The following is a 26,459-nucleotide window of genomic DNA, read 5'->3' as shown; positions in this document are numbered from 1 at the left end:
GCTTATGCGTTTATGTGCACCCTCGGGTGCGGGGTCCAACTATCTGAGATAGAAGGTTACGGTGCCGTCGGCGGCCTTTTGCGCGCCGGCAATGTCATCGATGTTGACGTTCTGGGACTTCAGCGCACGGTCCAGCGACCGGTTGGCTTCCACCGACCGGTGGAGCATGGCCACCTCGCCGGCATGGGCCGAGGCATTGTCCTGGAAGGCGGTCTTGGCGGCGTCACCGGTGTCGAGCGAACCAAGCGTGACGACGTTGAACTGGCTGGGGCCGAGCGTCCTGACGGTTGCGTCGAGGCTCGAAGGGCTTTCCATGGACATGGTCGCAGCGCTCGCAACGCCGGCCAGCGGCAATGCGGAAAGAAGAATGATGACGGGCATTTTGGCAATACGGTTCATGATAGGTCTCCTGTCAAAATCAGGCGGAACCGGGTGGGGTGAAAAGAAGTTCCGTCGTGTTACAGATGAAGAAATGGAGCAGTAAAAACCCACTTCAATGCTCCTAACGTTCTGAAATCTATTAAATATTGTTCATGAAATCCGCCACGGAAACGCCATGTTTCGCGCGTTGCGGGCGGTCTGCTGAAGGCGCTTTATGTGTCGATTGGCCAACGGCGAATGCACCGGAATGTCCTGCCTCTTCGCAAGTGGGCGTCTTGCTTCATCCTCTCGGATCGCGACGCCCGGCGGGGCGGTCAAGAAAAAGACTTGCCAATTGCCCGTCGGCATGGTTTGACCGGCGCCTCACAGTCAGCCGCCTATAGTCGTCGAAGAACGGAAGGTCCATCATGTCCGAGCCCACGCCGCATCTCCTTATTATCGAAGCGCGCTTTTACGACGACATGGCGGACGCCTTGCTCGACGGTGCGAAGACGGCCCTTGAAGAGGCCGGCGCCACCTATGACATCGTGACCGTTCCGGGTGCCCTGGAAATCCCGGCGGCGATCGCCTTCGCGCTCGACGCTGCCGACAGCGGCGCCGTCGTCTATGACGGCTACGTGGCGCTCGGCATGGTCATTCGCGGCGAGACCTATCATTTCGACATCGTCGCAAATGAATCCTCGCGGGCGCTGATGGACCTCGCCGTTTCGGAATCGCTGGCCATCGGCAACGGCATCCTGACGGTCGAGAATGAAGAACAGGCCTGGGCGCGTGCGCGTCGCAGCGATAAGGACAAGGGCGGGTTTGCCGCCCGTGCGGCGCTGACCATGATCGCGCTGAAGGAAAAACTTGGTGCATAAGAATGCCTGAAGCTGAAAACGAAAGACCGGTCAAACCGGCAAACCAGCGCGGCGCGGCGCGGCTCGCGGCCGTGCAGGCGCTCTACCAGATGGACATCGGCGGGACCGGCGTCCTCGACGTGGTCAGCGAATACGAGACCTATCGGCTCGGCCAGGAGCTGGACGGCGAGACCTACCTGAAGGCGGATGCCGCATGGTTCCGCTCGATCGTCGCCGGTGTCGTGCGCGACCAGCGCAAGCTCGATCCGATGATCCGTTCCTGCCTGCAGGAAGACTGGCCGCTGTCGCGTCTCGATACGACGGTGCGAGCCATCCTGAGAGCCGGCGCCTTCGAACTGCTGGAGCGCAAGGACGTTCCCGTCGCCGTCATCGTCACCGAATACATGGAGATCGCCCAGGCGTTCTTCGAGGACGATGAACCGAAGCTGGTCAATGCGGTGCTCGACCGCTTTGCCAAGAAGGTCAGGGACGGCGGCAGGTAAGCCGCACGCCGAGCGCTCCGGGAGAGCAAACGCAGATGAACATGGCGGCCACGCAGGGGATTGAAGAACAACTGCGGCTGGCCAAGCGCAAGGTCGCCGCGCTCGCAGTGGCCCAGGCGATCCAGGGCTCTGTTGCTCCCGTTTCCATATCGCTCGGCGGTCTTGCCGGCTATCAGCTTCTTGCCGACGACAAGTCGTTCGCCACCCTGCCTGTGACCGGTTTCAATCTCGGCACAGCCTGCGGCGCGGCGCTGATCGCCATCCTGTCGCGCATGATCGGCCGCAAATACAGCTTCATGGCCGGCGCCGTGCTCGGCGGATGCGGCGGCACGCTGGCCGCCATTGCCCTGATGCGGCAAAGCTTCTGGCTGTTCGCCCTGGCGCTCATGCTGATCGGCATCGCCAGCGGCTTCAACCAGAAGATCCGCTTCGCCGCCGCCGACGTTTCGCCTTCCTTTTACAAGCCGAAGGCGATTTCCTGGATCCTCGTCGGCGGTATCGTCTCGGCGGTTCTCGGTCCGCAGATCGCCATCTGGCTGAAAGATGCGCTGCCGACCGTGCCGTTCGCCGGCGCCTACATGGCGCTGATCCCGCTCTGCGCCATCGTCTTCGTGCTCTTTGCCTTCCTGCAGCTGCCCGACATGCGCAAGCACGAGCCGGGCACCGCCGCGCCGCGCCCGCTCTCCGAGATCGTCAAGACGCAACGCTTCGTTACCGGCATGATCTGCGGCATCTCCACCTATGCGCTGATGACCTTCATGATGACCGGCGCACCGCTGGCCATGGTCTATGGCTGCGGCATCTCGACCGAACTGTCGACGCTCGGCATCCAGTGGCACGTGCTGGCGATGTTCGGCCCCAGCTTCTTCACCGGCATGCTGATCATCCGCTTCGGCGCGGAAAAGGTTGTGGCGATGGGGCTGGTCATCCTGATGGGCTGCGCGCTGGTCGCTCATGCCGGCATTGCGCTCTGGAATTTCTGGGGCGCATTGATCCTGCTCGGCGTCGGCTGGAACTTCGGCTTCATCGGCGCGACATCCATCGTTGCCTCGAGCTACCGCCCGGAAGAGGCCGACAAGGTACAGGGTTTCCACGACATCGTACTCTTCGGCTTCGTCGCCATGTCGTCCTTCCTGTCGGGCAAGGTCTACTTCGCCTTCGGCTGGTCCGTGATGACATTCGTCATCTGGCCGGTGACGGGTCTCTGCCTGATTCTGCTCGCCTTGCAGGTGCGCAAGGCCGCCAGACGGACCATCTGATCCCTTTCCACAATATCTGAGTGCCGAATCGTCGCGTTCCCGTGGCGGGACTTGACGGCCCCTGTAGTGCAACGCAATCTCCCCTTGTGCGGCGGATTTCTCCTGGGGAGTGGCAGGGTCGTCGTGCTTTGTTCCGGGGCACGTTCACTGTGGCTCCGGCTTTGGGAGGAAAATGCGATATGACAATTCTTATTGGCGTAATCGTGTGCGGGTTGCTTTCGGTGGTTTACGCCATCTGGGCAACGCAGTCGGTGCTTGCTGCCGACCAGGGCAACGCCCGCATGCAGGAAATTGCGAGTTACATCCGGGAAGGGGCGCAGGCCTATCTCACCCGTCAGTACAAGACGATCGCCATCGTCGGCATCATCGTCTGCATTGCAGCCTGGTTTCTTCTGTCCGGTGAAGCGGCGATCGGATTCCTGATCGGTGCGATCCTTTCCGGTGCCGCCGGCTTTATCGGCATGCACGTCTCGGTCCGCGCGAACGTCCGCACGGCGCAGGCGGCCTCCAACAGCCTCGCCGCCGGCCTCGACATCGCCTTCAAGTCGGGCGCGATCACCGGCATGCTGGTCGCCGGCCTGGCGCTGCTCGGCGTCTCGATCTATTTCCTGATCCTCACCGGGGTTCTTGGCCATGAAGCCGGTTCGCGCGACGTCATCGACGCGCTCGTGGCGCTCGGCTTCGGTGCCTCCCTCATCTCCATCTTCGCCCGTCTCGGCGGCGGTATCTTCACCAAGGGTGCGGACGTCGGCGGTGACCTCGTCGGCAAGGTCGAAGCCGGTATTCCGGAAGACGATCCGCGCAATCCCGCCACCATCGCCGATAACGTCGGCGACAATGTCGGCGACTGCGCCGGCATGGCGGCCGACCTGTTCGAGACCTATGCCGTGACGGTGGTCGCGACAATGGTTCTCGCCGCGATCTTCTTTGCCGGTACCGACGTGCTCGGCTCGGCGATGATCTATCCGCTGGCCATTTGTGGCGCCTGCATCATCACCTCGATCGCCGGCACCTTCTTCGTCAAGCTCGGCACCAACGGCTCGATCATGGGCGCGCTCTACAAGGGCCTGATCGTGACCGGCGGACTGTCGATCATCGGCCTTGGCGCCGCGACGTCGCTGACCGTCGGCTGGGGCGATTTCTCCACCGGCGACGGCGTCGTCATTTCCGGCCTGAACCTCTTCCTGTGCGGACTGGTCGGTCTCGTGGTGACGGCTCTGATCGTTGTGATCACCGAGTACTACACCGGCACGGACAAGCGGCCGGTCAACTCCATCGCCCAGGCCTCCGTCAGCGGACACGGTACCAACGTCATCCAGGGCCTTGCCGTATCGCTTGAATCGACGGCCCTGCCGGCGATCGTCATCGTCGGCGGCATCATCGCGACCTATCAGCTCGGCGGCCTTTTCGGCACCGGCATCGCGGTCACCGCCATGCTGGGTCTTGCCGGCATGATCGTCGCGCTCGACGCCTTCGGCCCCGTCACCGACAATGCCGGCGGTATCGCCGAAATGTCGGACCTGCCGCCGGATGTCCGCAAGGTCACCGACGCGCTCGATGCCGTCGGCAACACCACGAAGGCCGTCACCAAGGGTTACGCGATCGGTTCCGCCGGTCTCGGCGCGCTGGTGCTCTTCGCGGCCTATTCGAACGACCTCCGATACTTTGCCGCACATGGCGATCAGTACCCGTATTTCGCCGACATGGGGCAGGTCTCCTTCGACCTGTCGAACCCCTATGTCGTCGCCGGTCTGATCTTCGGCGGCCTGATCCCCTACCTTTTCGGCGGCATCGCCATGACGGCGGTCGGGCGTGCGGCAGGGGCTGTGGTGGAGGAAGTCCGCAAGCAGTTCCGCGAAAAGCCCGGTATCATGCAGGGAACGGAGAAGCCGGACTACGGCCGCGCCGTCGACATGCTGACCAAGGCCGCGATCCGCGAGATGATCGTGCCTTCGCTGCTGCCGGTGCTCGCACCGATCGTCGTCTACTTCGGCGTGCTGCTGATCTCCGGCTCCAAGGCGTCTGCCTTCGCCGCGCTCGGAGCATCGCTGCTCGGCGTGATCGTCAACGGCCTGTTCGTGGCGATCTCCATGACGTCCGGCGGCGGTGCGTGGGACAATGCCAAGAAATCCTTCGAGGACGGCTTCGTCGACAAGGACGGCGTCCGCCATGTCAAGGGTTCCGACGCCCACAAGGCGTCGGTCACCGGTGATACGGTGGGTGACCCTTACAAGGATACGGCCGGTCCGGCCGTCAACCCGGCGATCAAGATCACCAACATCGTGGCGTTGCTGCTGCTGGCGATCCTCGCCTGAGGCGAGCTGACACGGTCCAAAAGAGAAAGGCCGCGGATCGGATCCGCGGCCTTTCTGTCATTACTGTCTCTGCTTTTCTTGTCAGCCGCCGAGCGCGTTGCGCGCCGCTGCGGCTGCGCCGTTCCGGCCACCGCCGGACAGCAACTGCTGCAGGAAGGTGAGGTCCTTGCCGCCGGTCGGCGTCGTGCGGGAGATCATGTCGAACACCTTGCCGTCCTGCATGGTGTAGTTGGCCTTGCGCTCGACTGTGCCGTTCTTGTCGAAATAGATGGCGAGAATGGTCTGGCTGACGAGCTTCTGCTTCATGAACGCAGCGCCGCGTTCGCGGGTCTGCGAGATGTAATAGAAGACTTCTGTGTCGAAGGTCGCTGTCGTCGAGGGTGAACCGAGCGCCAGCATGACCTGCTCGCGGCTGGAGCCGACCGGGACGAGCGCCAGCGACTGTTCGTCGACGATGTAGCCCTGATGAAAGACTTCGCTCGTCGATTCACAGCCTGCAAGTCCGGTGCTCACGGCGAGCGCAAGAGTTGCGGCCAAGTAGATGCGTTTCCTGTCAGACATGAAAGACCATTGCCTCAACGATGTTCCCCCTCGGTTTTCCCTCAAGGCTTTAAGCTCAAGGTTCCTTGCTGCGCACATGATTGTGGCCTTTCCGGGGAGACCGGACCGAACGGTGACGCCTCAGGCTGGGTTCTACCAGCCGCGGACCCTTCACGGGGAAGGTCTCCGGTGGCATTCGCCGAATTCAGGCACAATGGCATTGCAATTCGCGACTGCTTCGGTAAACCAGCTTGCTCAATCATGCAACATGGGCATCCGGCCTTTGCGGTCGTTTGCCCGATGCTTGCCGGGAAAATTGAATGATTTTCAGTCTGTTTCGCAACAAGAAGACCAACAGGGCGATTTTGGAGCGGCAGTATGCAGCGTTGACCGCGACGGCGCGCATACCATATTTCTATTCCGATCTGGGCGTGCCGGACACGGTGATGGGCCGCTTCGAAATGCTGAGCGTGGTCCTGATCCTGTTTTTCCGGCGCACCGCCAGTGCGATGACGAGCGGACAGGAATTGGCCCAGGCCGTCGTGGATGCCTTCTTCGAGGATGTCGATCATTCGATTCGCGAACTCGGTGTCGGCGATACGGGCGTCCCGAAGCGGATGAAGAAGTTTGCCGGCATGTTCTACGGTCGGCTGGAAAGCTACGCGGCAGCGCTCGAGGCGAGAGATGTCGAGTCATTGTCGTCCGCGCTGAAGCGCAACATTCATCCGGGCAGGGAGGACGCGCCCGTGATGACCGGACTGGCCGAATGGATGATCGAGGCCGAGAAAAACCTCGCCGCCGTTTCGGAAGACATGATTGCCACGGGGTCGGTTGTCCTGCCGGTGCCCGGGCAATAGGAAAAGACCATGCAGCACAGTGAAGACGAGATTCCCTTCTCCTACCGGCTCAAGGTGGGACATATTTCCGCCAACCCTGTCGAGGTGAAGCTGGCAGCCGATGCCGAAGAGCTGAAGGCGCTGGCCGATTTCTGGAACGTACGCTCGGTGGACGCCCTGAGCGCCATCCTGACCGTTTCCCGCTGGAAGAAGGACGGTGTTCGGGTCAAGGGTGAGGTGCATGCGGAACTGACGCAGTCCTGTGTTGTGACACTGGAGCCGGTGGCAAGCGTCATCGACGAGCGCTTCGAGCAGATCTTCGTGCCGGAGGGTTCCAAGCTTGCCCGCATCATGACCGACGCCAGTGGCGAGATGGTGCTCGATCCGGAAGGTCCGGATTTGCCGGAAGAGTTTTCGGGCGACGAAATCGATGCCGGTCAGGCGGTCTGCGAATGCGTTGCGCTGGCGATCGATCCCTATCCCCGCAAGGAAGGCGTCGCCTTCGATGCCCATATCGAGGATGACGCAAAGGAAGACAAGAAACAGTCGCCGTTCGCTGTGCTGAAGGACTGGAAAAAGGACAGCTAGTCCGGACGCACTTCACAATCAGGTTGTATGCGTTGGTAAAACCGCTATTTTGGCCGAACTTTCGCTTCGACGCGGAACAACAAGGATCAGGGACGCGTGATCAGAATTTCTCTTGATGTCATGGGTGGCGATTTCGGTCCTGAGGTCGTTATCCCCGGAGCTGCCATCGCGCAGGAACGTCATCCCGAAGTGACATTCATTCTCTACGGAATCGAGAGCGAGTGCCGGCCGATTCTCGACAAGTATCCGAAACTCAAAGAGCGCTCGGTTTTCCACGATTGCGAGATCGCCGTCGGCATGGACGAGAAGCCGAGCCAGGCGCTGCGCCGCGGCCGCTACGTTTCCAGCATGTGGCGGGCGATCGAGGCCGTGAAGGCGGATGAGGCCGACGTCGCCGTGTCCGCCGGCAACACCGGCGCGCTGATGGCGATGGCCAAGTTCTGCCTGCGCACCATGGCCAATGTCGAGCGCCCGGCAATTGCCGGCATCTGGCCGACGAGCCGCGGCGAAAGCATCGTTCTGGATATCGGTGCGACGATCGGCGCCGACGCACAGCAATTGCTCGATTTCGCCCTGATGGGCGGCGCCATGGCGCGGGCCCTGTTCGAACTCAAGCGTCCGACTGTCGGCCTGCTCAATGTCGGCGTCGAGGAGGTCAAGGGTCTCGAAGAGGTCAAGGAGGCCGCGCGCCTGCTGCGTGACGCTGATCTCGATACGATCCGCTATGCCGGCTTCGTCGAGGGCGACGACATCGGCAAGGGCACCGTCGACGTCGTCGTCACCGAGGGCTTTACCGGCAACATCGCGCTGAAGGCTGCCGAAGGCACGGCCCGCCAGATCGCCGAACTGTTGCGCGGCGCTCTGTCCCGGACATGGATGTCGCGCTTAGGCTATCTGCTGGCCAAGAGCGCCTTCAACGTGCTGCGCGAGAAGATGGATCCGCGCAAGGTCAATGGCGGCGTCTTCCTCGGCCTCAACGGGATCGTCATCAAGAGCCATGGCGGTACCGATGCCGAGGGCTTCGCCGCGGCGGTCGACGTTGGCTACAACATGGTGCGCAACAATCTCACCGAGAAAATAGAAAAAGATCTGAAGATCTATCATTCCAAGCATCCGGTCGCGCCGGCCGGAACGGATGTGGCATGAAATTCGAGGTAAACTGACAATGATCCGTTCCGTAGTGCGTGGCTTCGGCAGCTGTCTGCCGAAACGTATTGTGACCAACAAGGACCTCGAGGAGCAGGTTGCGACCTCCGACGAATGGATCGTCCAGCGCACCGGCATCCGCCAGCGCTACATTGCCGGCGAGGGCGAAACGACCGCATCGCTCGGCGAAGGTGCTGCCCGCGAAGCGCTGGCAAGCGCCGGCCTTTCGGTCGACGACATTGACATGATCATCGTTGCCACCTCGACCCCGGACAACACCTTTCCGGCCGTCGCCGTGAACATCCAGAACCGCCTCGGCATGCATCACGGCTTCGCCTTCGACGTCCAGGCCGTCTGTTCGGGCTTCGTCTTCGCCATGACCACGGCCGACAACTATATCCGCTCCAGCATGGTCCGGCGGGTGCTGGTGATCGGCGCGGAAACCTTCTCGCGCATTCTCGACTGGAACGACCGCACGACCTGTGTCTTGTTCGGTGACGGCGCCGGCGCTGTCGTCCTCGAGGCGATGGAAGGCGACGGCACGGCGGCTGACCGCGGTATCCTGTCGGCGAGCCTCCGCTCCGACGGCGCACATCAGGACAAGCTCTACGTCGACGGCGGCCCGTCGACGACCGGAACGATCGGCCATCTGCGCATGCAGGGCAGGGAAGTCTTCAAGCACGCCGTCGGCATGATCACGGACGTCATCATCGACGCCTTCGACCGTGCGGGCCTGACGGCTGCCGACCTCGACTGGCTGGTGCCGCACCAGGCGAATCGACGCATCATCGAGGGCTCGGCCAAAAAGCTGGACATTCCGATGGAGAAGGTGGTGATCACCGTAGACCTCCACGGCAACACATCGGCGGCCTCGATTCCGCTGGCTTTGGCCAGTGCGGCGGCGGATGGGCGAATCAAGCAGGGTGATCTGGTCATGCTCGAAGCCATGGGGGGTGGCTTCACCTGGGGGGCGGTCCTGCTGCGGTGGTAGGACGTCCATGCAAGGAAACGCTGAAAATTCATATACGACAGGTGCTTGACCACCCGCGTTAACGACAATAGTCTCTCCGTTATTTTTTGATCAAGAGATAAATACAGGGCGGACAATCATGACCGGCAAGACTGTGACGCGCGCGGACCTGGCTGAATCGGTTTTTAGAAAAGTCGGCCTGTCGCGAACCGAGTCGGCGGAGCTGGTGGAGACCGTCATCGACGAGATTTGCCACGCGATCGTCCGCGGCGAAACGGTGAAGCTCTCTTCTTTCGCGACCTTCCAGGTGCGCAACAAGAAGGAGCGCATCGGCCGCAATCCGAAGACCGGGGAAGAGGTGCCGATTTCTCCCCGCCGCGTCATGACCTTCAAGGCCTCCAATGTGCTCAAGCAGCGGGTTCTGAAGTCGCATCTGTCGCGCAAGGCGAAGAAAAAGCCGGTCAGCCCGGAAGCCTGATCCTTCTTTTCATGACAATTTCTGCCGTTGTGCTGTCTGCGCACTTGAACTGATTGGCTCAAGTGCATTGAATCGCATGCGATTCGTCGTAATCTGGTTTTCCGAGCCGTGGGAGAGGAACTGTGGACAAGAGCCCCGATGCATTTCGCACCATCAGCGAAGTGGCCGACGATCTCGACCTGCCGCAGCATGTGCTGCGCTTCTGGGAGACGCGGTTTCCGCAGATCAAGCCGATGAAGCGTGGTGGCGGCCGGCGCTACTACCGGCCGGACGACGTCGATCTCCTGAAGGGAATACGCCATCTGCTCTATGATCACGGCTATACGATCAAGGGCGTGCAGAAGCTTCTCAAGACGAACGGCAACAAGTTCGTGATCGCCGTCGCCAATGGCGAGGCAGCCCTGACCGAGGTCATCGCCGCGGCCGCCGAGGAACCCGCGCCGAAGCAGGTGGCACAGCATGTCAGCCTCGACGATGACCAGCTGGTCGGCCGGCCGAAGCCGACCCGCCGCCTGTTCGGCTTCGGCGGCAGCGATAACGGATCGACGGACGAGCTGCGCGCCGGCGGCGTCGGCAAGGAGGATCGTGTCCTCCTGCAGGAAACCCTCTACGACCTCCTGGAGTGCAAGCGCCTCCTCGATCAGGTGCGCTGAGTTTTTTCTGCGAACCGCTGGCAATTTGTCCTTGCGTCGAAAATCCGAAAAGACTAAGGAGTGCATGCCTTTATGGCTGGTCGGAATGTAGCGCAGCCCGGTAGCGCACTTGACTGGGGGTCAAGGGGTCGTGGGTTCGAATCCCGCCATTCCGACCATTTTAAAATCACCTTCCCCCTCAGAGGTGATTGAATTTCCTCAAAATTTGCGCTGAATTCCGTCTTGCGGATCGGCCGGTTCATGTCGCGGAACAAGCCTTCGGCTTGTCTGCCGCTCGTCAGGCTGTTGCGGATCGAGTGAGCTCAGCCGTCGTTTGCGGAATTGAGGTTTTCCGGGCGGATGCCGTCATCCGGGCCGTTCAGCGATTTCAGACGGATACCCGGACCGCCGTCCTGTCCCTGTCCACCCGACAGGAAGACGACGCCCCTGGATTCGAGGGCGCGGCCGAGACACTGGAAAATTCCCTCGTCATAGCTGGCACTTTCGCTCTCGACGGCCCGTATGGTGGCTACGTCGACGCCCGAAAGGGCGGCAAGATCGTCTTCGGTAAGCGCAAGCATGGCGCGGGCGGCACGGATTTGAGACGGCATAAGCATAGGTTTGAATATAGCTTCAGGCCTCGGGGAATCAAATCGAAATATCCGACAGCCTGGCGGCCCCGCCTGGGAGCGGGAGGCATTATGCCGAGACAGGCTTTGCCTTCTGAACCGACGTCCCGCGCCCCCGGCGCTTGTCCCTTTGCCAGCGGTATTCCAGCGCGCCACATCCCCAGATGATGCCGTAGAGCAGATAGACATGGCGCCAATGGTCGATGTCGATCACGTTGGCGATGCCGATATGGCCGAGCATGGTGATCCACGCGATCATCAGATAGGGCTGCCAGGGTCGGTTTCTCAGCATGTAGCGGAAGCCGATGGTCAGCGTCGAGATGACCAGCGTGACATAGGCGACGAAGCCCAGCCACCCGTACGTCGTCAGCGACTTCAGCCAGATGTTGTGCTCGTCTTCCGTATAGATCTGGCCAAACACCATGGGGCCGAGCCCGAGAGGCTTCTCCATCGATAGCAGGAAGCCGATCTTGTGGCGCTCGAACCGGCCGAGATGGTCGCTGTCATATTCCTGTTCCAGCTTGGCGCGCGAGCTGAAGAGATCGGAAACCTTTTTCGATTGCAGGACCGCGAAGAGCGCGCCGCTCATCAGCACCGCGGCCGCCATGGCGAGGATCAGGATCTTCATCCGGAAGAGGGCGGTCCGCTCCTTGAGCAGCATCACAAAGACGAGCATGATGCCACAGAACAGGAACAGCGCCCAGGCGGCGCGTGAAAACGACAGGAACACGCCGAGCACGATGATCAGCAGTGCGGCGACGCGCAGCGGCGCATGCATCGCCCGGCCGGTCAGCAGGCCGTGGACGAGATAGAGACCGGGTGCCACGAGGAAGGGGCCGAACACGTTCGGGTCCTGGAAGGCGCCCATGGCGCGGTCGTAGCGTGTGAAGACCTCGGCGCCGGGAAAGGCATGGAAATAGCCAAGAATGCCTAGAATGGAGGTAATGACGGCGGCGAGCGTCCAGGCATTGAAGATGAGCGGCAGGCGTGCGGGTCGAGCCTCGACGATCGCCGCGTAGAAGATGGCGGTCAACGCCAGGAAGGTCGATACGGCAATGTACATGGGGCCGACGTCGAGATCGTCCATGACGGTAAGCGACAGCATGCCTCCGACATTGAAGACGAGGAGCAGGGCTAGCAGCGGTGCCGTGTAACGCGATATCTTGAGCCCGAGAATGAAGGAAATGCCGACGAGGCCGGCGAGATAGAGTTCATAAGGGGCGGGTTCGGAAATGACGAAGCCGGACAGGAAGACGCCGAACGCGACAAGGCCCGACCCGAGCAGACGGAGGCCGGCGGTCTGCGGCCGGAAGACCGGCCTGATATCGGCGGTGGTCGCGGTCAATAGGCGCTGTCCGTGTTCATCAGGCGGATTGGTGTCAGGACGAGGATTTTCAGGTCGAACAGCAGCGACCAGTTCTCGATGTAGTAGAGGTCGTAGGCCGTCCGGTTGCGGATCTTGTCATCGCTGTCGATCTCGCCGCGCCAGCCGTTGATCTGGGCCCAGCCGGTAACGCCTGGCTTGACCCGGTGGCGGGCAAAATATCCGTCGACGACTTCGTCATAGATGCGGCTATGGCTCTGCGCATTCACCGAATGCGGTCGCGGTCCCACCAGCGACAGCGAACCGCCGAGCACGTTGAAGAATTGCGGCAACTCGTCGATCGACGTCTTGCGGATAAAGCGGCCGACCGGGGTGACGCGCGGGTCGCCCTTGGTGACCGGAATCTTGGCGGTCGGGTCGCACATTTCCGTATACATCGACCGGAATTTCAGAACGTCGATTTCCTCGTTGTTGAAGCCGTGCCGCTTCTGGCGGAAGAGGATCGGCCCCTTGGAGGTGGCCTTTACGGCAATTGCGGCCCCGAGCATGACCGGCCACAGGAGGGCGATGGCAATCAGGCTGAAAACGATGTCGAAGACGCGCTTGGCAACCCAGTCCCAGTCGCGGATCGGCCGGTCGAATATGTCGAGCATCGCGACGCTGCCGACGCGGGAGTAGGAACGTGGGCGGAAGCGCAGCTTGGCGGCGTGGGCGGCAAGGCGGATGTCTACCGGCAAGACCCACAGCTTCTTCAGGAGAGAGAAAATGCGCTCCTCGGCGCTGAGCGGCAGCGAGATGATCAGCATGTCGATATGTGCGAGGCGGGCAAATTCGACCAGTTCTGCAAAGGTGCCGAGCTTCGGATAGCCGGCCAGCACCTCCGGCGAGCGCTTCTCGCTACGGTCGTCGAATATGCCACAGATGCGGATATCGCTATCGGCCTGGCGCTCCAGGTCGCGGATCAGGTTCTTGGCCGATTCACCTCCGCCGACAATCACCGCGCGCCGCTCGACCAGTCCGTTGCGCGTCCAGTTCCTGATACCGTAGCCAATCAGGTAGCGCTCGGTGAGCAGCAGCAGGCATCCAAGGCTGAGCCATGTAATGCTTTCGGGAAAGTTGGCAGGCCAATTGCCATGGAAGATGACGAAGAAGAGACGAATGCTGAGAAAGCCGATTGCAAAGGATGTGGCTATCCGGATCAGCATGGAGGAGGGTTTGCGTAGAGTGGACGCAAGATAGCAGTCGGAGAGCTGCAGCAGGAAACAGGTGATGGATGCAGCGACCGCGGCACCGCCAAGCTTGCCTGCGAAATGGAGCGCACCAGACGCCGAGAAGACAGAGAAGAACATCAGGTGCAGGACCAGCAGAAACACGAGTTCTGCGAGCCTGATCTGGCCGATCACCATCTGCGGCGAATGGCTTTCCTCCTGGAACTGTCGGGCGATCTGCAGGGCGAGCGGGTTGAGCTTGGTGCGGTTGTCACGGTCGCCCGAGCCCTTGTTCGCCACGTCGGACACTCTGCGGCGCAGGTTCTCGACGTCGAAATAGTCTTGTTCGGGCGGCTGGGTCATGGTCGCAACTCAATACTCCGGGACCGGCAGAGTATAAAATCCAGGCACTAAGAAACACTTACGCTTTGGGGTGAAAAGTGTCTCATTCGAGGGCGCGGACTGTTGCGTCTGAGAATTGCTTCTGAGCGTCTCGGATTGTCAGGGGGCGATCTCGCGGTAAAGCTGCAGGAGAGACGATGCCATCGCCTGCGAGGAGAAGACCTGTTTGAGCGTGTCCGGCTGCGGCAGGAAATTGCGGCCCCAATCGGGATCATTTGCGGCATCGGCCATCAGCCGCGCAAAGCCGTCGATGTCTCCCGGTGTGACAAGGGCGGCCGACTGGCTGCCAAGCACTTCGGGAATGCCGCCGACGCGCGAGGCGATGATCGGTTTTCCGGCCGCAAGCGCCTCGATGACGATATACGGCATGGATTCCGCCCGGGACGGTACGACGATGGTTCGCGCCAGGGAAAATGCCACGCGCGCTGGCTTGGCGGAATGCATCGTCACGCGATCGGTGAGTTGTCGCTGTACGAGCGTTGCGGCGTATTTATCGCGGTCGGGGCCGTCGCCGACGATATGGGCGCTCAGCCGTCGGCCGGTGATCTCTTCTGCCTTCATGAAGGCATCGATGAACAGGTCCGGACCCTTCAGGTCCCGCAGCATGCCGATGTAGAGAAAGTCGGCCGGCGCATCAACGAGCGGCACAGGAGCAAACTCCCGGCCGTCAATGCCGTTATAGATGCGCCGCGTCAGCGTCTTCGGCTTTCCCACCTTGCGCTCGTAGGTCTGTTGCTCATAGTCACAGACGAAGGTTATGGCGTCCGTCGCATGGCCGAGCAAGCGTTCGATGCCGAAGACGAGACTGCCCGAGAACGTTGACTCGTCAAAGTGCAGGCTGCCGCCATGCGGCGAATAGAGGCGGGACACGCGATACCTTTGTACCCGCAGGAGTGAGCCGATCGTCCTTGCCAACACGCCGCCTTTGGCGCCGTGTCCGTGCAGGATGTCCGGCCGCAAACTCTTGATTTCTTTGTAAGCGGAAAGAAACGCCGCCATGTCCGACGGGCCGATCGCCCGCTTGATTGGAGTCCGCGTCAATCCGAGCGCCAGGTACGGCCTGATCGTGTCGAACAGGTCGTCCTCGAACTTGCTTCCCGTCAGGCTGTCGCAAACGATGCCCACCTCGTGTCCGGCGGCGCTGTGTTCACGCGCTAGATCGCGCACATGTCGGAAAATCCCACCGAGCGGCGAGCGGAAGCAATGAACGATGCGGAGGGGTTTGTCCTGCGACATGGTCGATCAGAACAGCCGCTCGCGTACGTAAATGGTGTCTCCGGCCATGATCGGATCGGTGATCGGGACGCGGCCCGTGATGATGTCGCCGTTGATCTTGCGCGTGACATCGGTATTTTGCTGTTGCGCACGGCTGGTGAAGCCGCCGGCTATGGCGATCGCGGTCTGCACCGTCATCCCGGGGACGTAGGTATACTGGCCCGGCTGGCCGACTTCACCCATGACGAAGACGGGGCGATAGCGGTCGACCTCGATGCTGACATCGGGATCGCGCAGGAAGCCCTGTTTCAACTTCTGGGCGATCAGCCCTTCGAGCTGGGTAAGCGTGTGGCCGCGTGCCGGAACCTGGCCGATCAGCGGGAAGGCGATATAGCCGGCCTGGTCGACGCTGTAGGTGTTTGTCAGGCCCTGCTGGTCGAACACGGTGATCCGCAGCCGGTCGCCGCTGTCGAGGATATAGGGCTGGATCGTGGCTTCATGGAACGCGCGGGGGGCAGGGCGATAGGAGGCGCAGCCCCCCAATACCGACAAGCAAGCCAGCGTCACTGCCAGAACGTGTTTCGATTTGGCGATCGTCATTTTCAGCCCAATCCCATGATGCGCGATTGAGCCTGTTATCAATCCATTAGGGTTAATGCCGGGTAAATTGCGCTTGAAAAAGATTGCGATGTTGTTTGCGGACGGCACCATGAGAGCAAATTAACGGTTGCGTTACTATAAATGTTTACCTTGACGCTCGATCAGTTTGCCTGTCCTGCGTGTTCATCGCGGGAAAGGGCGAAAGTTTTACTCTTTGAGCGACCGGCCGGAACTGCTTTACCGCCGCCGGCGCATTTTGGAGCCCTGCATGTCCGGTTTTCGCAATGCTTCCGAAGATGTCGATATCGATCTGCGCGAACTCTTTTCGGCGGTCTGGGCGAGGCGAGGGCGGGTGCTTGTCATCACTGCCGCCGCCGCCGGGCTGGCATTCGCCGCTTCCAGCATCGTCACGCCAAGCTACCGGGCAGAGACGCGTCTTCTGATTGAATCGCGGCAGCCGGACTTCAACGGCATCAACCAGGCGAATTCCGGCCAGACACAGCCGGTGTTCGACGAACTGAGCATCGCCAGCCAGGTCCAGGTCCTGCAATCGGCCGATCTGATCAAGCAGGTGGCGAAGGATCTGAAGCTCTACGACAAGGAAGAGTTCGACCCCACGCTCCATCCCTCGGCATTTTCCGACATCCTGGTCATGATCGGCCTGAAGAAGAGCCCGCTGGAACAGGCGCCGGAAGACCGCGTGCTGGAGGAATTCCGCAAGAAGCTGACCGTCTATCAGGCCACCAGTTCACGGGTGATCGGCATTCAATTCGAATCGCATGATCCGAAGCTCGCCGCCGAAATTCCGAACCACATGGCCGAGGTCTATATGGCCATCCAGAGCGGCGCCAAGCTCGATTCCAACGTGGAAGCGGCGCGCTGGCTGGAGCCGGAGATCGCCAACCTCCGCGACAAGGTGAAGACGGCCGAGGAGAACGTGGCCAAATATCGCGCCCAGCGCGATCTGCTGCCGGCCGGCCAGACATCGAGCTTCGCAGAAGCGCAGCTGAACGACATCTCGCTGGAACTCGCACGCGTCCGTACCGAAAAGGCGACCGCTTCCGCACGGGCCGAAAACGTCCGCTCCGCCCTTGCCGCCGGTGGTTCGCCCGATACGCTTTCGGATGTCGTGGGTTCGCAGATGATCCAGCGGCTGAAGGAGCAGGAAGCCAATATCCAGTCGCAGATTTCCGATCTCTCGACCACCATGCTCGACGGCCACCCGCGCCTCAAGGCGCTGCGCGCCCAGCTTGCCGGCATCCGTCAGCAGATCAAGTCGGAGACCGGCAAGATCCTGGCGAGCCTGGAAAACGACGCCAAGGTCGCCGACCTGCGCGAAAAGCAGCTCCTGCAGCAACTCGATGTTCTCAAGGGCCAGTCGGCGAAGGCCGGCGAGGACGAGGTGGGGCTGAAGGCGCTCGAGCGCGAAGCCGCCGCACAGCGCCAACTTCTGGAAACCTATCTGGCCCGCTACCGTGAGGCGACGTCGCGGTCGGCCGGTGCGGCCACGCCCGCCGACGCCCGTGTCATCTCGAACGCCGTTACTCCGGCCGAGCCGTATTTCCCGAAGGTGGTGCCGATTGTCATTGTCGCGGCACTCGCAGCCTTCATCCTCTCCGCGGTCGTCATCATGCTCGCTGCGCTCTTCAGTGGACAGGCTCTGAAGCCGGTCGACGAGATCGAGGCGGATGAAGAGGAATACGACGAAGAGATCGATGACGATGTAGAAGACGATGCCGACGTCGAAGAAGTGGTTGAAAACGACGGTGCCGATGCGGAAGACGACGCGGTTCACCTCGAAGGTCCGGCCACCCATGTCGATGAAATTGATGATGACGTCCGGGAACAGGCCGTCGCCGACGATGAGTGGGAGATTGTCGAACCGGTAGCCCCGCTGCCCGCCGTCGAGATTCGCGAAGAACGCGCGGAGATTGCCGATCCGGCAGACGAGCCGCTGCAGGACGAAACGGAGGAATTGGCGGCTTCGTCCGAAGAGGCCATCGCCGAAGACGCCGAGCTCGACGCGATCGCGGCCAGAGAGTTCGAAGCGGATGAGGACCTGCCTGTCGCCGCCGGCACGATCCAGGACCGTGCTCCCGAAGAGGAGTTCTCCATCGGCGCGGTTGCCCGCTACCTCATTGCCTCGCGTATCGAATCGGCCATCTGCGTGTCCCCGTCGGGCGACGACGGTTCGACCGCAACAGTCATGCTCGCCCGCGAAATCGCGGAGCGCGGCAAACGCGTGGTGATGGTCGACATGACGGGATCGGCTTGTCCGACCCGCCTGATGTGCAACAGCCGGGACCTGCCCGGCGTCACCGATCTGCTGTGCGGTGAGGTCTCCTTCGGCGAGACGATCCACTCCGATCGCTTGTCTGCCGTTCACATCATTCCGCAGGGCATCTCCGACGTCAGCAAGGCGCAGGCAGGCGCACGGCGGCTGACGATGATCATAGACGCGCTGACGCAGGCTTATGACATTGTGATCGTCGAGTGTGGTCCGGCGGACGCGGCTTCTGCCGTGAAGCTGGTGGGCGCGCGCGATGGCGCGATCGTCCTGTCATTGCCGCACCCGAAGGAAGGTCAGCTGGCCGAGGCGCTCGCCGATCTCGAAAGGGCGGGCGTGGAAGATGTCGTGCTGATGTCCGAAGTTCCCGATCCGGGCAATGGCAACGGCCACAGCCGGGCGGCCTGAGGATTTGTTTTAGTCGGACGTCTGTTCCTCACCCTGAACCGGCTTCTTGGCGCGCAGGCGCTGAATGGTCGCATAAAGCTTCCTGTTGGCCTTGATGGCAGCCTTGGCTCTGGTGAGGGCATGGAAGAAACCGGCGGCAAAACGGCCCCTCAGGGTTACCGGCATTAGAATGTCGTGCTGAACGGTCTCCATGGTGCACCAGGACCGTTTGTAGCCCTGGTCGCCAAGGCCGAAGTCGAACAGCGATACGCCGTCGCTGACGCATTGTTCGATCATCAGCCAGAACAGCAGTTCCCCTGGGCTCGCTGCCATGGCCGGCCCCTCGGTGATCGAGCCGAACTGGCAGATGACATGATCGCCCTTGCGGGACAGACCGGCAATGGCCGCAATCTGCCGGTTGTCAGGCGCCGTCAGACGGATTGCGTGCAGTTCGAGGCCATAGTCCTTGCCGGACCGTTCCTTCTGCAGAAGCGCATGGAAGAAAGCCTGCGTCTCCCCCGGCTGGAAGACGTTCGGCAGTCCGAGTGACCGGAAGCGGCTGGCCTTCTGGGCAAAGAACGTCTCGAGTAGCTCTGCCTTCTCTTCCGGCGTCTGCGGCTGATAGTGCTCAAACCCGCCCAGTTCCTCCAGGCCGCGCACCTGATTGCGGTGTTTCTTGCGCCGGCGTTTGCCGTTCAGTTGGGAAATGGTCGCCTCGAAAGTCGCGGCGATTGGCAATTGATAGGTCCGGTTCTGATTCTCGACCGTCGCCAGGCTTCCAAGCGGATGGGCCTTGTCGCGCCAATGGAGCGGAATGTTGGTGAGCCGGATGAGGTCGGCTTTGCCAGACAGAAGGCGCTTCATTTCTGAGGCGATGAATGCACCGGTGGCTGCGTCCTCGCCGTCGAGGAACGCGGCGGAAAAGAGCCCCGTATTGATATTGGTGAAGGGGTTCGCCATGAAGCGTGCGACGCGGATGCCGCGTTCACGGACGATTTCGAGCGGCAGCAGGAAAAGCGGCGTCGTGCCGCAGCGGCCGTAAAGAATGGCGCGCGGAAGCTCATGCGTGTCAGCCCAGGCTGTGCACCAGTCGAAGGTTTGATGAACCGAACCGGAGAGATCGGTCTCGAGAACCTTCCAGGCCTCGCGAACCTCCGCGAATTCTGTGTGCAGCGTCACCGTCACGCCGGCTGGAGATTTGCCGGGGGTGGTCGCAAATGCCAAGGCGCTTTCCTCCGATGCGAGGGCGTGGTCCGTCGCCGTGTCGAAACACAGTTGCCGAACGTGCGCCATGGTCCCGTCTCCCGCCTTTTGCTGTAGGATCGGGAAAAAATGGTCCTCTGCAGATAAGATTCGATTAAATTGTCGGTCGAGGCGGGAAATCGCCGTGAACGCGGTTAATCGCCGCTTAAGGGCTGTGATCCGCCTTTGGGCCGGCCATCCACTTGATGATCAGCATGGCCGGAAGCACCCACAGGAGCCCGGTGATGAAGAAGTAGAGAAGATGCACCCAGACCGGCGCGGAAGCGAGCAGGAGTTCGGCGAAGGTAATTGCGGCCAGCGCATAGACGATCACCAGAATGATGATCAGAACCGTTCCGATGAACCTGCGTAGACGGATGGGCATTGCATGAACGTCCGAGAATTGGCGCGGCGCGACGGCATGCCGCAAAGCATTGGGGCTTGTTTTGCCTGTCGAGGTCGGGCAAATCAAGCCGGAAGTATCAGGGAATTGTGATGAGCACCGCAAATATCGCCACCGAAGCCAATCTCGCTGCTGCAATTGAAAAGACCGAGCGCAACCGCAAGGCCATCCGCATCTGGCTCGGGATCGTCGTTTTCGCGCTCTTCTGTCTCGTGCTGGTCGGCGGCGCGACGCGGCTGACCAACTCCGGCCTGTCGATCACCGAATGGAAGCCGATCCACGGTGTGATCCCGCCATTGAATGCCGCCGAGTGGGAGGAGGAGTTCAAGCTCTACCAGCGCATCCCGGAATATCAGCTGCTGAACCAGGACATGACGCTCGATGGCTTCAAGTCGATCTTCTGGTGGGAATGGGCGCATCGGCTGCTTGCCCGCTCGATCGGCGTCATCTTTCTCCTGCCGTTCCTCTTCTTCCTGTTTACCGGTCGCATCGAACGTCGGCTGCGGGCACCGTTGGCGGGTCTGTTCCTGCTGGGCGGCTTTCAGGGCTTCGTCGGCTGGTGGATGGTCTCTTCGGGTCTGGCGGTCCGCACCGATGTCAGCCAGTATCGTCTGGCCACCCATCTCGTCATTGCCTGCCTGATCTTTTCCGCCTGTGTCTGGATCATGCGGGCGCTGAGCCTGCATTCGGCCGACCGGGCACCCGACGGTGCAGGGCGCTTTGCCGCCATCGTCGCCTGCCTGTCGCTGTTCCAGATCTATCTCGGCGCGCTGGTCGCCGGGCTTGACGCCGGTTTCTCCTACAATACCTGGCCGCTGATGGATGGCTCGCTGATCCCGGGCGGCCTGTTCGTCCAGCACCCGGCCTGGATCAACCTGTTTGAAAACCCGAAGACGGTGCAGTTCGTCCACCGCTGCGGCGCCTACCTGCTGTTTGCCGTCGCGCTCTGGCAGATGGTCTGGTTCGCCAAAAAGGCGCCCGGCACCACGCATGCACGCCGGGCGGCTGTCTTCTTCGGGCTGGTGACGATCCAGGCGGCACTCGGCGTCGCAACCCTGCTGACCCAGGTCGACCTGCACACCGCGCTGACCCATCAGGGCGGTGCGCTGATCGTCCTCGGCTTCGCCGTCGCCCACTGGCGCGGCATCTACGGCGAATATCCGCGCCCGATCGAAGTGGCCGTTCGCGACTGAGACACCTTAGCCGAAGCGGTAGCCCGAATAGGCCTTGCCGAGAATGCGTCCGTCGAAGACGTGGCTGACCGCATCGCTGCCGCCGGCCCCGGCCGCGACCATCACCGGCAGGAAGTGCTCCGGCGTCGGCCAGTGGCAGGCCCGCGCATCCGGATTGTCGAGCCATTGGACGAGCTTCTCGTCACGCGCGTCGCCGGACAGCGTATCCGTCAGCCAGTCGTCGAAGCGCTTGGCCACGTCCATGTGGCTTTCGTCGCGGCTGCCGAACATGCGCATGTTGTGATAGCTCATGCCGCTGCCGATGATCAGGATGCCTTCGTCGCGAAGGGGCGCCAACGCCTTTCCGAGCGCGATATGGAAGGCCGGGTCGAGATCGCGACGGATCGACATCTGCACGACCGGGATGTCCGCATCGGGAAACGCCACCATCAGCGGGATGAAAGTGCCGTGGTCGTAGCCGCGGCGATCGTCGGTCTTAACGGCGATGCCGGCGGACTTCAGCTGCTCGACAACCTTCGCCGCGACTTCCGGCGAGCCGGGTGCGGAATATTTGAGTTCGTAGGTGTGGGCGGGGAAACCCGAGTAGTCGAACAGCATGCCCGGCTTCTCGGCGGTCGAAACCGTCACCGTGTCCTCGTCGTCCCAATGCGCCGTCACCATCAGGATCGCCTTCGGCTTTTCCTCGATCTCGCTCTTAAGACCGGACAGAAAGTCGTGCAGGTCCTTCCAGGCGTCGTCGCCGAAACGTCCCATGTTCATGAACGGCCAGGGGCCGCCGCCGTGGGGGATGAAATAGACGGGTTGTCTGTGTGTGCCGGTCATGATGTCACCTCGGAGTAATCGTGTTGGGAAAAAGATAGGTCATTTGCGGCCCGCGCACGAGAAGCTGAACGCCTGACACATCGTCAGGCAAAAGTAGACGACCCGAGGTTTGCCGCCCTCGACGATGCTGTGCGATAGAGGGCATGACTGCCGATGACGAAGGAGAACCGATGCCCCTGTTCCAACCTGAAAACGCCACCGCAACGCCGCGCCGCCGCCGGCTCTACGCGATCTACGAGCTCGTCTACACCGCCATAGACCTTTCGGCAGCGCTGCTCTTCATCGTCGGCTCCGTGATGTTCTTTTCCGACGCCTGGCAGACCCCCGGCACATGGTGCTTCCTGGTCGGTTCGATCTTCTTCGCCTTCAAGCCGACGCTGAGGGTCGTCCGGGAAATTCACTTCTACCGCATCGGCGACCTCGAAGACCTGGCAAAGCGCGCCCGCGGCTGAGTTCAGCTGATCAAACCGCGGACGAGCTGGCCGAAGGCCAGGCGCTCCGAAATGTTCAGCGCCGCAGAAGCGCTGCCTGGCCTTGCCGATGACCAGCAGATCGACAGCGCGGCATGCGTCGCCGCGTAAGTCAGTATCTTCTCCTCCGTCATGTCCAGCGCGCTGGCAAAGCGGGAAGCAAGGTGCCTTGCCCGGGCCGGATCGAGGATCAGGTCCGTTGCGCCGAGCGGATTGCCGAAGACGTTGGCGACATCATAAGCGGGGTCGCCGATCAGCCCCTTCGGATCGATGATCCGCCATGTGCCGGCATCGTCGCAGATGATGTTGTCATGGTGCAGGTCGCCATGCAGCGGGCGGATGTCCTGCTGATCTGCCAGCAGGTCGCGCGCGGTCACCTTCGCCCATCCGATGAATGCTGCGAGCGCCGGATCGCCGCCGGATTCGGGATAGGCGAAGAGTTCGCGGAAGTTCGTTTCCAGAGGCACGAGCGATGCCGGTGGCGCTTTTGCCGGATTGGCGAGGCCGCCGACGATGCCAGCGATCACATCGGTCGCGAGATCGTCGCCGCCAGCCCGCACGACGTCACCGAGCGTCCGTAGTCCGGCATCCTCGATCAGGAACGTGTCGCGGACAGCCTCGAGCACGCGCACCGCGCCGTGACCGTCCAGCCAGTCGAGATAGGCCATGCCCGGAAGCTCGCCGAGACCGGCCGGCTTCAGCGCCTTGACGATCGCAGTCCCGCCCGTGCGAAAGGCCCGCCAGACATGGCTCGTATGGGTGTCGGCGATCAGCTCTGCGTCGCGAATATCCCACCGGGCGGCAAGGTCGGCCGGAAAGGCGAGGGGGGGTGCCGGCTGCGCGATCTTCGACATCCGTCACGGTCTATTCCGGCTTGTGGCAGACAGCCTCGATATTGTGGCCGTCCGGGTCGAGTACGAAGGCGCCGTAGTAGTTGGGGTGATAGTGGGGGCGCAGGCCGGGCGGGCCATTGTCTCTGGCACCGGCTGCCATGGCGGCGGCGTAGAAGGCATCGACTGCGGCGCGGCTTTCGGCGACGAAGGCGACATGCAGGCGGCCCTGCAGCGGCCCGCCGGTGCCGATCCAGAAATAGGGCTTGCCGTCCTTGCCGTATCCGGCGCCCTCATAGGTGCCGCCGGTCTCTGCCGCGGTCACCTCCATCAGGCGCCCGCCGCCGATCGCCGGCATCACGGCATCGTAGAAGGCCTTCGCTGCGGCATAGTCTGAAACGGATAGTCCCATATGGTCGATCATGACGGCTCCTCACGTACATAGCGTCTAAAAGACCCCCTCTGCCCTGCCGGGCATCTCTCCCACAACGGGGAGAAGACTCCCGGAAATGTCGCGGGTCTATCGCAACGGGTACGGGGTCCAGTCCCTCCCCCTTGTGGGGAGGGGTTGGGGAGGGGGCACCTCAGGCCGAGAGCATGAGGTCCATGTTCTGGACGGCAGCGCCGGACGCGCCCTTGCCGAGATTGTCGAGGAGCGCGACGAGATTGACGTGGCTCTGGCCAGGCGTGCCGAAGACGAACAGCTTCATCGTGTCCTTGCCGACGAGTTCGACCGCGTCGACACGGGCCATCTTGGAGGAGACCTCCAGCGGCACGACTTCGACGATGTCCTGACCGGCATAATGCTCGACCAGCGCGGCATGTACCGTCTCCAGGCTCTGGCCGTCCTTGAGATCCTCGAGGAACAGCGGCACCTGCACGATCATGCCCTGGGCGAAGCGGCCGACGGACGGCGAGAACAGCGGCGCGCGGTCGAGCAGGCCGTGCTTCGTCATCTCCGGCACGTGCTTGTGCTTCAGCGTGAGACCGTAGAGGAAGTTGGGCGAGGAGATGTGCTCCGGATGCCCTTCGTCTTCCATCTGCGCGATCATGCCCTTGCCGCCGCCGGTGTAGCCGGAGACCGCATTGACGCTGACCGGATAGCCGTCGGGCAGGATGCCGGTGGCCCGCAGCGGCCGGATCAGGCCGATGGCGCCGGTCGGATAGCAGCCGGGATTGGAAACGTGCCGGGCCGAACGGATCTTCTCCGCCTGGCTCCTGTCCATCTCCGCAAAGCCGTAGGCCCAGTCCGGATGCACCCGGAAGGCGGTGGAGGCGTCGAGGAGGCGCACATTGTTGTTCGCGGCCGTCATCTCGTAGGCCTGCTTGGACGCGTCGTCCGGCAGGCAGAGAATGGCGACATCGGCGCTGTTCAACAGGTCTTCGCGCATCTTTTCGTTGCGCCGTTCGGCTTCCGGGATCGACAGAAGCTCGATATCGCGGCGGTCGGCCAGGCGCGTGCGGATCTGCAGCCCCGTTGTGCCGTGTTCGCCATCGATGAAGATCTTCGCTTTCATATCCTTCAGCCTTTTCAGACAGTTGTGCTTGTTTTCGGAATCAGTCCGGCAGCCGGTTGACTCAATTTCTGCGCATGGTTGCCACCGCAGGCGGCTTCGATGCTGCCCTCATATATATCGCACCATTGTGACATGCAATGAACGGCTGCAATCAGCCCTTCATCTTCGCCGCCTTCAAACCCAGCATGTACATGGCGATCGTCGATCCGGCGATGGCGGTGATGTCGGCGTGGTCATAGGCCGGGGCCACCTCGACGACGTCCGAGCCGCGGACATCGAGCGGCCCGAGCTTCTGCAGCACGGAGAGAATTTTCGCCGTCGACGGACCACCCGCCACCGGCGTTCCCGTTCCGGGGGCGTAAGCCGGGTCGAGGCAGTCGATGTCGAAGGTCATGTAGCAGGCTGCATCGCCGACATGATCGAGGATCAGCGCTGCGATTTCGCGCGCGCTCATGTCTTCGACCTCGTGGCCATAGACGATGCGGATCCCGCAGGTTTCCGGCGCATGGGTGCGGATGCCGATCTGGATCGAACGGGCGGGATCGATGACCCCGTCGCGCACGGCACGGCCGACGAAGGACCCGTGATCGATGCGATTGCCATCATCCGGCCACGTATCCTGATGGGCATCGAATTGCACGAGGGCGAGCGGCCCGTGTTTGGCGGCATGGGCCTTCAGGACCGGCCAGGTGACAAAATGGTCGCCGCCAAGCGTAAGGAGATAGGCGCCGTCCTTGATGAGCTTCGCCGCCTCGCGCTCGATCGTCGCCGGTGTCTTCTGGTGGTTGCCATAATCGAGCAGGCAGTCGCCATGGTCGATGACGGCCATCTGTTCGAAGAGATCGGCATCGAAGGGATATTGCGGATCATTGTCGAAGATCGCCGACGCGCGGCGGATCGCCTGCGGCCCGAAGCGCGCGCCCGGCCGGTTGGAGACGGCGGCGTCGAACGGAATGCCCCAGACGATCGCATCGGCACCCTTCGTCGTCTTCGAATATTTCCGCCGCATGAAGGACAGAACGCCCGCATAGGTCGGATCGGTCGCAGCCGATGTCAGGCTTCTCGCAGTGATCGCGTGGTCGATGGTCTTCTTGGCCAAAATCTACTTCCTCTCGAATCCATACGCCCGCTCCACCCGGGCGACGCGCAGTTCGTAACACTGGTACCATTTCTCGCGGCCGAGATCGCGCGCCAGCGTGTGCTCGGCATTACGCTTCCAGGCGAGAACCGATTCCTCGTCGCGCCAGTAGGAGTTGGTGATCCCGAAACCGGAGGCATCGCGCACGCTGTCTATGCCGAGATAGCCGGGCTGCTCGGCGGCTAGCGCGTCCATCTTCTCGGCCATCGCGGCATAGCCGTGATCGCCATCCGTGCGCAGGGTGGAGAAGATGACGACGTAGTAGGGAGGGGGAGGGGTCTTGGCGAGCTTGGTCATGGCGGGAT

General features: G+C 62.0%; 28 protein-coding genes and 1 tRNA gene. 14 read left to right on the top strand and 15 right to left on the bottom strand.

Annotated features, from left to right (window positions below; genetic code table 11):
- Window positions 1-39: 39 nt before the first annotated feature.
- A complete protein-coding gene (locus tag NN662_RS12265) occupies window positions 40-399 on the bottom strand; it encodes a hypothetical protein (protein WP_261930531.1) in 360 nt (119 codons plus the stop codon).
- 389 nt (window positions 400-788) lie between these two features.
- Here NN662_RS12265 and NN662_RS12260 point away from each other — a divergent pair, with 389 nt between their 5' ends.
- The 4 genes from NN662_RS12260 (at window position 789) to NN662_RS12245 (ending at window position 5,297) form a co-directional block, all read left to right on the top strand.
- On the top strand, window positions 789-1,241 hold the full coding sequence (locus NN662_RS12260; RefSeq protein ID WP_261930530.1) for a 6,7-dimethyl-8-ribityllumazine synthase: 453 nt from the start codon (window positions 789-791) through the stop codon (window positions 1,239-1,241).
- A gap of 2 nt (window positions 1,242-1,243) precedes the next feature.
- On the top strand, window positions 1,244-1,723 hold the full coding sequence (nusB, locus tag NN662_RS12255; RefSeq protein WP_261930529.1) for a transcription antitermination factor NusB: 480 nt from the start codon (window positions 1,244-1,246) through the stop codon (window positions 1,721-1,723).
- A 35-nt stretch (window positions 1,724-1,758) separates the two neighbouring features.
- Window positions 1,759-2,982, top strand: coding sequence for an MFS transporter (locus tag NN662_RS12250; RefSeq protein WP_261930528.1), 1,224 nt, complete (start codon window positions 1,759-1,761; stop codon window positions 2,980-2,982).
- A gap of 179 nt (window positions 2,983-3,161) precedes the next feature.
- Window positions 3,162-5,297, top strand: a complete 2,136-nt coding sequence (locus NN662_RS12245) for a sodium-translocating pyrophosphatase (protein WP_261930527.1) — start codon at window positions 3,162-3,164, stop codon at window positions 5,295-5,297.
- An 81-nt stretch (window positions 5,298-5,378) separates the two neighbouring features.
- Here the strand turns inward: NN662_RS12245 and NN662_RS12240 are convergent, their stop codons facing one another.
- Window positions 5,379-5,858: an outer membrane protein assembly factor BamE gene (locus NN662_RS12240; RefSeq protein ID WP_261930526.1), complete on the bottom strand. Its 480-nt coding sequence runs from the start codon at window positions 5,856-5,858 to the stop codon at window positions 5,379-5,381.
- Window positions 5,859-6,157: 299 nt separating this feature from the next.
- Between NN662_RS12240 and NN662_RS12235 the strand changes: the two genes are divergently transcribed.
- From NN662_RS12235 to NN662_RS12205, 7 genes are all read left to right on the top strand, one after another.
- On the top strand, window positions 6,158-6,694 hold the full coding sequence (locus NN662_RS12235) for a ubiquinol-cytochrome C chaperone family protein (RefSeq protein ID WP_261930525.1): 537 nt from the start codon (window positions 6,158-6,160) through the stop codon (window positions 6,692-6,694).
- Between the two features lie 9 nt (window positions 6,695-6,703).
- Window positions 6,704-7,261, top strand: a complete 558-nt coding sequence (locus NN662_RS12230) for a YceD family protein (RefSeq protein WP_261930524.1) — start codon at window positions 6,704-6,706, stop codon at window positions 7,259-7,261.
- Between the two features lie 96 nt (window positions 7,262-7,357).
- Entirely contained in the window at window positions 7,358-8,407 is a 1,050-nt protein-coding gene (gene plsX, locus NN662_RS12225) for a phosphate acyltransferase PlsX (protein WP_261930523.1), read from the top strand.
- Window positions 8,408-8,426: 19 nt separating this feature from the next.
- Window positions 8,427-9,398 (top strand): beta-ketoacyl-ACP synthase III, encoded by a 972-nt coding sequence (locus NN662_RS12220; protein ID WP_261930522.1) that lies wholly within the window; start codon window positions 8,427-8,429, stop codon window positions 9,396-9,398.
- Between the two features lie 118 nt (window positions 9,399-9,516).
- A complete protein-coding gene (locus tag NN662_RS12215) occupies window positions 9,517-9,855 on the top strand; it encodes an integration host factor subunit alpha (protein ID WP_261930521.1) in 339 nt (112 codons plus the stop codon).
- Between the two features lie 122 nt (window positions 9,856-9,977).
- Window positions 9,978-10,508 (top strand): MerR family transcriptional regulator, encoded by a 531-nt coding sequence (locus NN662_RS12210; RefSeq protein ID WP_261930520.1) that lies wholly within the window; start codon window positions 9,978-9,980, stop codon window positions 10,506-10,508.
- A gap of 81 nt (window positions 10,509-10,589) precedes the next feature.
- Window positions 10,590-10,666 (top strand) — tRNA-Pro (locus NN662_RS12205).
- Window positions 10,667-10,810: 144 nt separating this feature from the next.
- On the opposite strand, the gene NN662_RS12200 is transcribed toward NN662_RS12205, so the two are convergent.
- From NN662_RS12200 to NN662_RS12180, 5 genes are all read right to left on the bottom strand, one after another.
- Window positions 10,811-11,068, bottom strand: a complete 258-nt coding sequence (locus NN662_RS12200; protein ID WP_261930519.1) for a DNA-binding protein — start codon at window positions 11,066-11,068, stop codon at window positions 10,811-10,813.
- 118 nt (window positions 11,069-11,186) lie between these two features.
- Window positions 11,187-12,461 (bottom strand): O-antigen ligase family protein, encoded by a 1,275-nt coding sequence (locus tag NN662_RS12195; RefSeq protein WP_261930518.1) that lies wholly within the window; start codon window positions 12,459-12,461, stop codon window positions 11,187-11,189.
- On the bottom strand, window positions 12,458-14,011 hold the full coding sequence (locus tag NN662_RS12190) for an undecaprenyl-phosphate glucose phosphotransferase (protein WP_261930517.1): 1,554 nt from the start codon (window positions 14,009-14,011) through the stop codon (window positions 12,458-12,460). Before NN662_RS12190 ends, NN662_RS12195 begins: the two co-directional genes overlap by 4 nt.
- 138 nt (window positions 14,012-14,149) lie before the next feature.
- Window positions 14,150-15,286, bottom strand: coding sequence for a glycosyltransferase family 4 protein (locus NN662_RS12185; protein WP_261930516.1), 1,137 nt, complete (start codon window positions 15,284-15,286; stop codon window positions 14,150-14,152).
- A 6-nt stretch (window positions 15,287-15,292) separates the two neighbouring features.
- Window positions 15,293-15,865, bottom strand: coding sequence for a polysaccharide biosynthesis/export family protein (locus NN662_RS12180; RefSeq protein WP_261930515.1), 573 nt, complete (start codon window positions 15,863-15,865; stop codon window positions 15,293-15,295).
- A gap of 268 nt (window positions 15,866-16,133) precedes the next feature.
- Here NN662_RS12180 and NN662_RS12175 point away from each other — a divergent pair, with 268 nt between their 5' ends.
- Entirely contained in the window at window positions 16,134-18,560 is a 2,427-nt protein-coding gene (locus tag NN662_RS12175) for an exopolysaccharide transport family protein (RefSeq protein ID WP_261930514.1), read from the top strand.
- Between the two features lie 9 nt (window positions 18,561-18,569).
- Here NN662_RS12175 and NN662_RS12170 read toward each other — a convergent pair whose 3' ends face one another.
- The gene (locus NN662_RS12170) at window positions 18,570-19,832 is read right to left on the bottom strand and encodes a GNAT family N-acetyltransferase (RefSeq protein ID WP_261930513.1); all 1,263 of its coding nucleotides are present in this window, start codon (window positions 19,830-19,832) and stop codon (window positions 18,570-18,572) included.
- Window positions 19,833-19,947: 115 nt separating this feature from the next.
- Window positions 19,948-20,166, bottom strand: coding sequence for a DUF2842 domain-containing protein (locus NN662_RS12165; RefSeq protein WP_261930512.1), 219 nt, complete (start codon window positions 20,164-20,166; stop codon window positions 19,948-19,950).
- A gap of 110 nt (window positions 20,167-20,276) precedes the next feature.
- Between NN662_RS12165 and NN662_RS12160 the strand changes: the two genes are divergently transcribed.
- A complete protein-coding gene (locus tag NN662_RS12160; RefSeq protein ID WP_261930511.1) occupies window positions 20,277-21,377 on the top strand; it encodes a COX15/CtaA family protein in 1,101 nt (366 codons plus the stop codon).
- A 6-nt stretch (window positions 21,378-21,383) separates the two neighbouring features.
- On the opposite strand, the gene NN662_RS12155 is transcribed toward NN662_RS12160, so the two are convergent.
- Window positions 21,384-22,199 (bottom strand): DODA-type extradiol aromatic ring-opening family dioxygenase, encoded by an 816-nt coding sequence (locus tag NN662_RS12155; protein WP_261930510.1) that lies wholly within the window; start codon window positions 22,197-22,199, stop codon window positions 21,384-21,386.
- 170 nt (window positions 22,200-22,369) lie between these two features.
- Here NN662_RS12155 and NN662_RS12150 point away from each other — a divergent pair, with 170 nt between their 5' ends.
- Entirely contained in the window at window positions 22,370-22,651 is a 282-nt protein-coding gene (locus tag NN662_RS12150) for a YrhK family protein (protein WP_261930509.1), read from the top strand.
- 2 nt (window positions 22,652-22,653) lie between these two features.
- Here the strand turns inward: NN662_RS12150 and NN662_RS12145 are convergent, their stop codons facing one another.
- The 5 genes from NN662_RS12145 to NN662_RS12125 all read right to left on the bottom strand — a co-directional run bounded on the left by NN662_RS12145 (window position 22,654) and on the right by NN662_RS12125 (window position 26,451).
- Window positions 22,654-23,523 (bottom strand): aminoglycoside phosphotransferase family protein, encoded by an 870-nt coding sequence (locus NN662_RS12145; RefSeq protein WP_261930508.1) that lies wholly within the window; start codon window positions 23,521-23,523, stop codon window positions 22,654-22,656.
- Between the two features lie 10 nt (window positions 23,524-23,533).
- The gene (locus NN662_RS12140) at window positions 23,534-23,923 is read right to left on the bottom strand and encodes a VOC family protein (RefSeq protein ID WP_261930507.1); all 390 of its coding nucleotides are present in this window, start codon (window positions 23,921-23,923) and stop codon (window positions 23,534-23,536) included.
- Window positions 23,924-24,083: 160 nt separating this feature from the next.
- Window positions 24,084-25,016 (bottom strand): N-acetyl-gamma-glutamyl-phosphate reductase, encoded by a 933-nt coding sequence (gene argC, locus NN662_RS12135; protein ID WP_261930506.1) that lies wholly within the window; start codon window positions 25,014-25,016, stop codon window positions 24,084-24,086.
- Window positions 25,017-25,167: 151 nt separating this feature from the next.
- A complete protein-coding gene (gene speB, locus NN662_RS12130) occupies window positions 25,168-26,115 on the bottom strand; it encodes an agmatinase (protein ID WP_261930505.1) in 948 nt (315 codons plus the stop codon).
- Window positions 26,116-26,118: 3 nt separating this feature from the next.
- On the bottom strand, window positions 26,119-26,451 hold the full coding sequence (locus NN662_RS12125) for an antibiotic biosynthesis monooxygenase family protein (RefSeq protein WP_261930504.1): 333 nt from the start codon (window positions 26,449-26,451) through the stop codon (window positions 26,119-26,121).
- Between the last annotated feature and the right edge of the window lie 8 nt (window positions 26,452-26,459).

The organism is Rhizobium sp. NRK18 (assembly GCF_024385575.1).
Taxonomy (GTDB): domain Bacteria; phylum Pseudomonadota; class Alphaproteobacteria; order Rhizobiales; family Rhizobiaceae; genus JANFMV01.
Note: the sequence above shows the minus strand (reverse complement) of the source record. Positions and strands in the feature narration are given on the sequence as shown.

What these genes read in the sequence shown, in the direction of transcription:
- NN662_RS12265 (WP_261930531.1), bottom strand. Translation starts at nt 399, where the DNA reads ATGAACCGTATTGCCAAAATGCCCGTCATCATTCTTCTTTCCGCATTG.
- NN662_RS12260 (WP_261930530.1), top strand. Translation starts at nt 789, where the DNA reads ATGTCCGAGCCCACGCCGCATCTCCTTATTATCGAAGCGCGCTTTTAC.
- nusB (WP_261930529.1), top strand. Translation starts at nt 1,244, where the DNA reads ATGCCTGAAGCTGAAAACGAAAGACCGGTCAAACCGGCAAACCAGCGC.
- NN662_RS12250 (WP_261930528.1), top strand. Translation starts at nt 1,759, where the DNA reads ATGAACATGGCGGCCACGCAGGGGATTGAAGAACAACTGCGGCTGGCC.
- NN662_RS12245 (WP_261930527.1), top strand. Translation starts at nt 3,162, where the DNA reads ATGACAATTCTTATTGGCGTAATCGTGTGCGGGTTGCTTTCGGTGGTT.
- NN662_RS12240 (WP_261930526.1), bottom strand. Translation starts at nt 5,858, where the DNA reads ATGTCTGACAGGAAACGCATCTACTTGGCCGCAACTCTTGCGCTCGCC.
- NN662_RS12235 (WP_261930525.1), top strand. Translation starts at nt 6,158, where the DNA reads ATGATTTTCAGTCTGTTTCGCAACAAGAAGACCAACAGGGCGATTTTG.
- NN662_RS12230 (WP_261930524.1), top strand. Translation starts at nt 6,704, where the DNA reads ATGCAGCACAGTGAAGACGAGATTCCCTTCTCCTACCGGCTCAAGGTG.
- NN662_RS12220 (WP_261930522.1), top strand. Translation starts at nt 8,427, where the DNA reads ATGATCCGTTCCGTAGTGCGTGGCTTCGGCAGCTGTCTGCCGAAACGT.
- NN662_RS12215 (WP_261930521.1), top strand. Translation starts at nt 9,517, where the DNA reads ATGACCGGCAAGACTGTGACGCGCGCGGACCTGGCTGAATCGGTTTTT.
- NN662_RS12200 (WP_261930519.1), bottom strand. Translation starts at nt 11,068, where the DNA reads ATGCTTGCGCTTACCGAAGACGATCTTGCCGCCCTTTCGGGCGTCGAC.
- NN662_RS12190 (WP_261930517.1), bottom strand. Translation starts at nt 14,011, where the DNA reads ATGACCCAGCCGCCCGAACAAGACTATTTCGACGTCGAGAACCTGCGC.
- NN662_RS12185 (WP_261930516.1), bottom strand. Translation starts at nt 15,286, where the DNA reads ATGTCGCAGGACAAACCCCTCCGCATCGTTCATTGCTTCCGCTCGCCG.
- NN662_RS12180 (WP_261930515.1), bottom strand. Translation starts at nt 15,865, where the DNA reads ATGACGATCGCCAAATCGAAACACGTTCTGGCAGTGACGCTGGCTTGC.
- NN662_RS12175 (WP_261930514.1), top strand. Translation starts at nt 16,134, where the DNA reads ATGTCCGGTTTTCGCAATGCTTCCGAAGATGTCGATATCGATCTGCGC.
- NN662_RS12170 (WP_261930513.1), bottom strand. Translation starts at nt 19,832, where the DNA reads ATGGCGCACGTTCGGCAACTGTGTTTCGACACGGCGACGGACCACGCC.
- NN662_RS12165 (WP_261930512.1), bottom strand. Translation starts at nt 20,166, where the DNA reads ATGCCCATCCGTCTACGCAGGTTCATCGGAACGGTTCTGATCATCATT.
- NN662_RS12160 (WP_261930511.1), top strand. Translation starts at nt 20,277, where the DNA reads ATGAGCACCGCAAATATCGCCACCGAAGCCAATCTCGCTGCTGCAATT.
- NN662_RS12155 (WP_261930510.1), bottom strand. Translation starts at nt 22,199, where the DNA reads ATGACCGGCACACACAGACAACCCGTCTATTTCATCCCCCACGGCGGC.
- NN662_RS12150 (WP_261930509.1), top strand. Translation starts at nt 22,370, where the DNA reads ATGCCCCTGTTCCAACCTGAAAACGCCACCGCAACGCCGCGCCGCCGC.
- NN662_RS12145 (WP_261930508.1), bottom strand. Translation starts at nt 23,523, where the DNA reads ATGTCGAAGATCGCGCAGCCGGCACCCCCCCTCGCCTTTCCGGCCGAC.
- NN662_RS12140 (WP_261930507.1), bottom strand. Translation starts at nt 23,923, where the DNA reads ATGATCGACCATATGGGACTATCCGTTTCAGACTATGCCGCAGCGAAG.
- argC (WP_261930506.1), bottom strand. Translation starts at nt 25,016, where the DNA reads ATGAAAGCGAAGATCTTCATCGATGGCGAACACGGCACAACGGGGCTG.
- NN662_RS12125 (WP_261930504.1), bottom strand. Translation starts at nt 26,451, where the DNA reads ATGACCAAGCTCGCCAAGACCCCTCCCCCTCCCTACTACGTCGTCATC.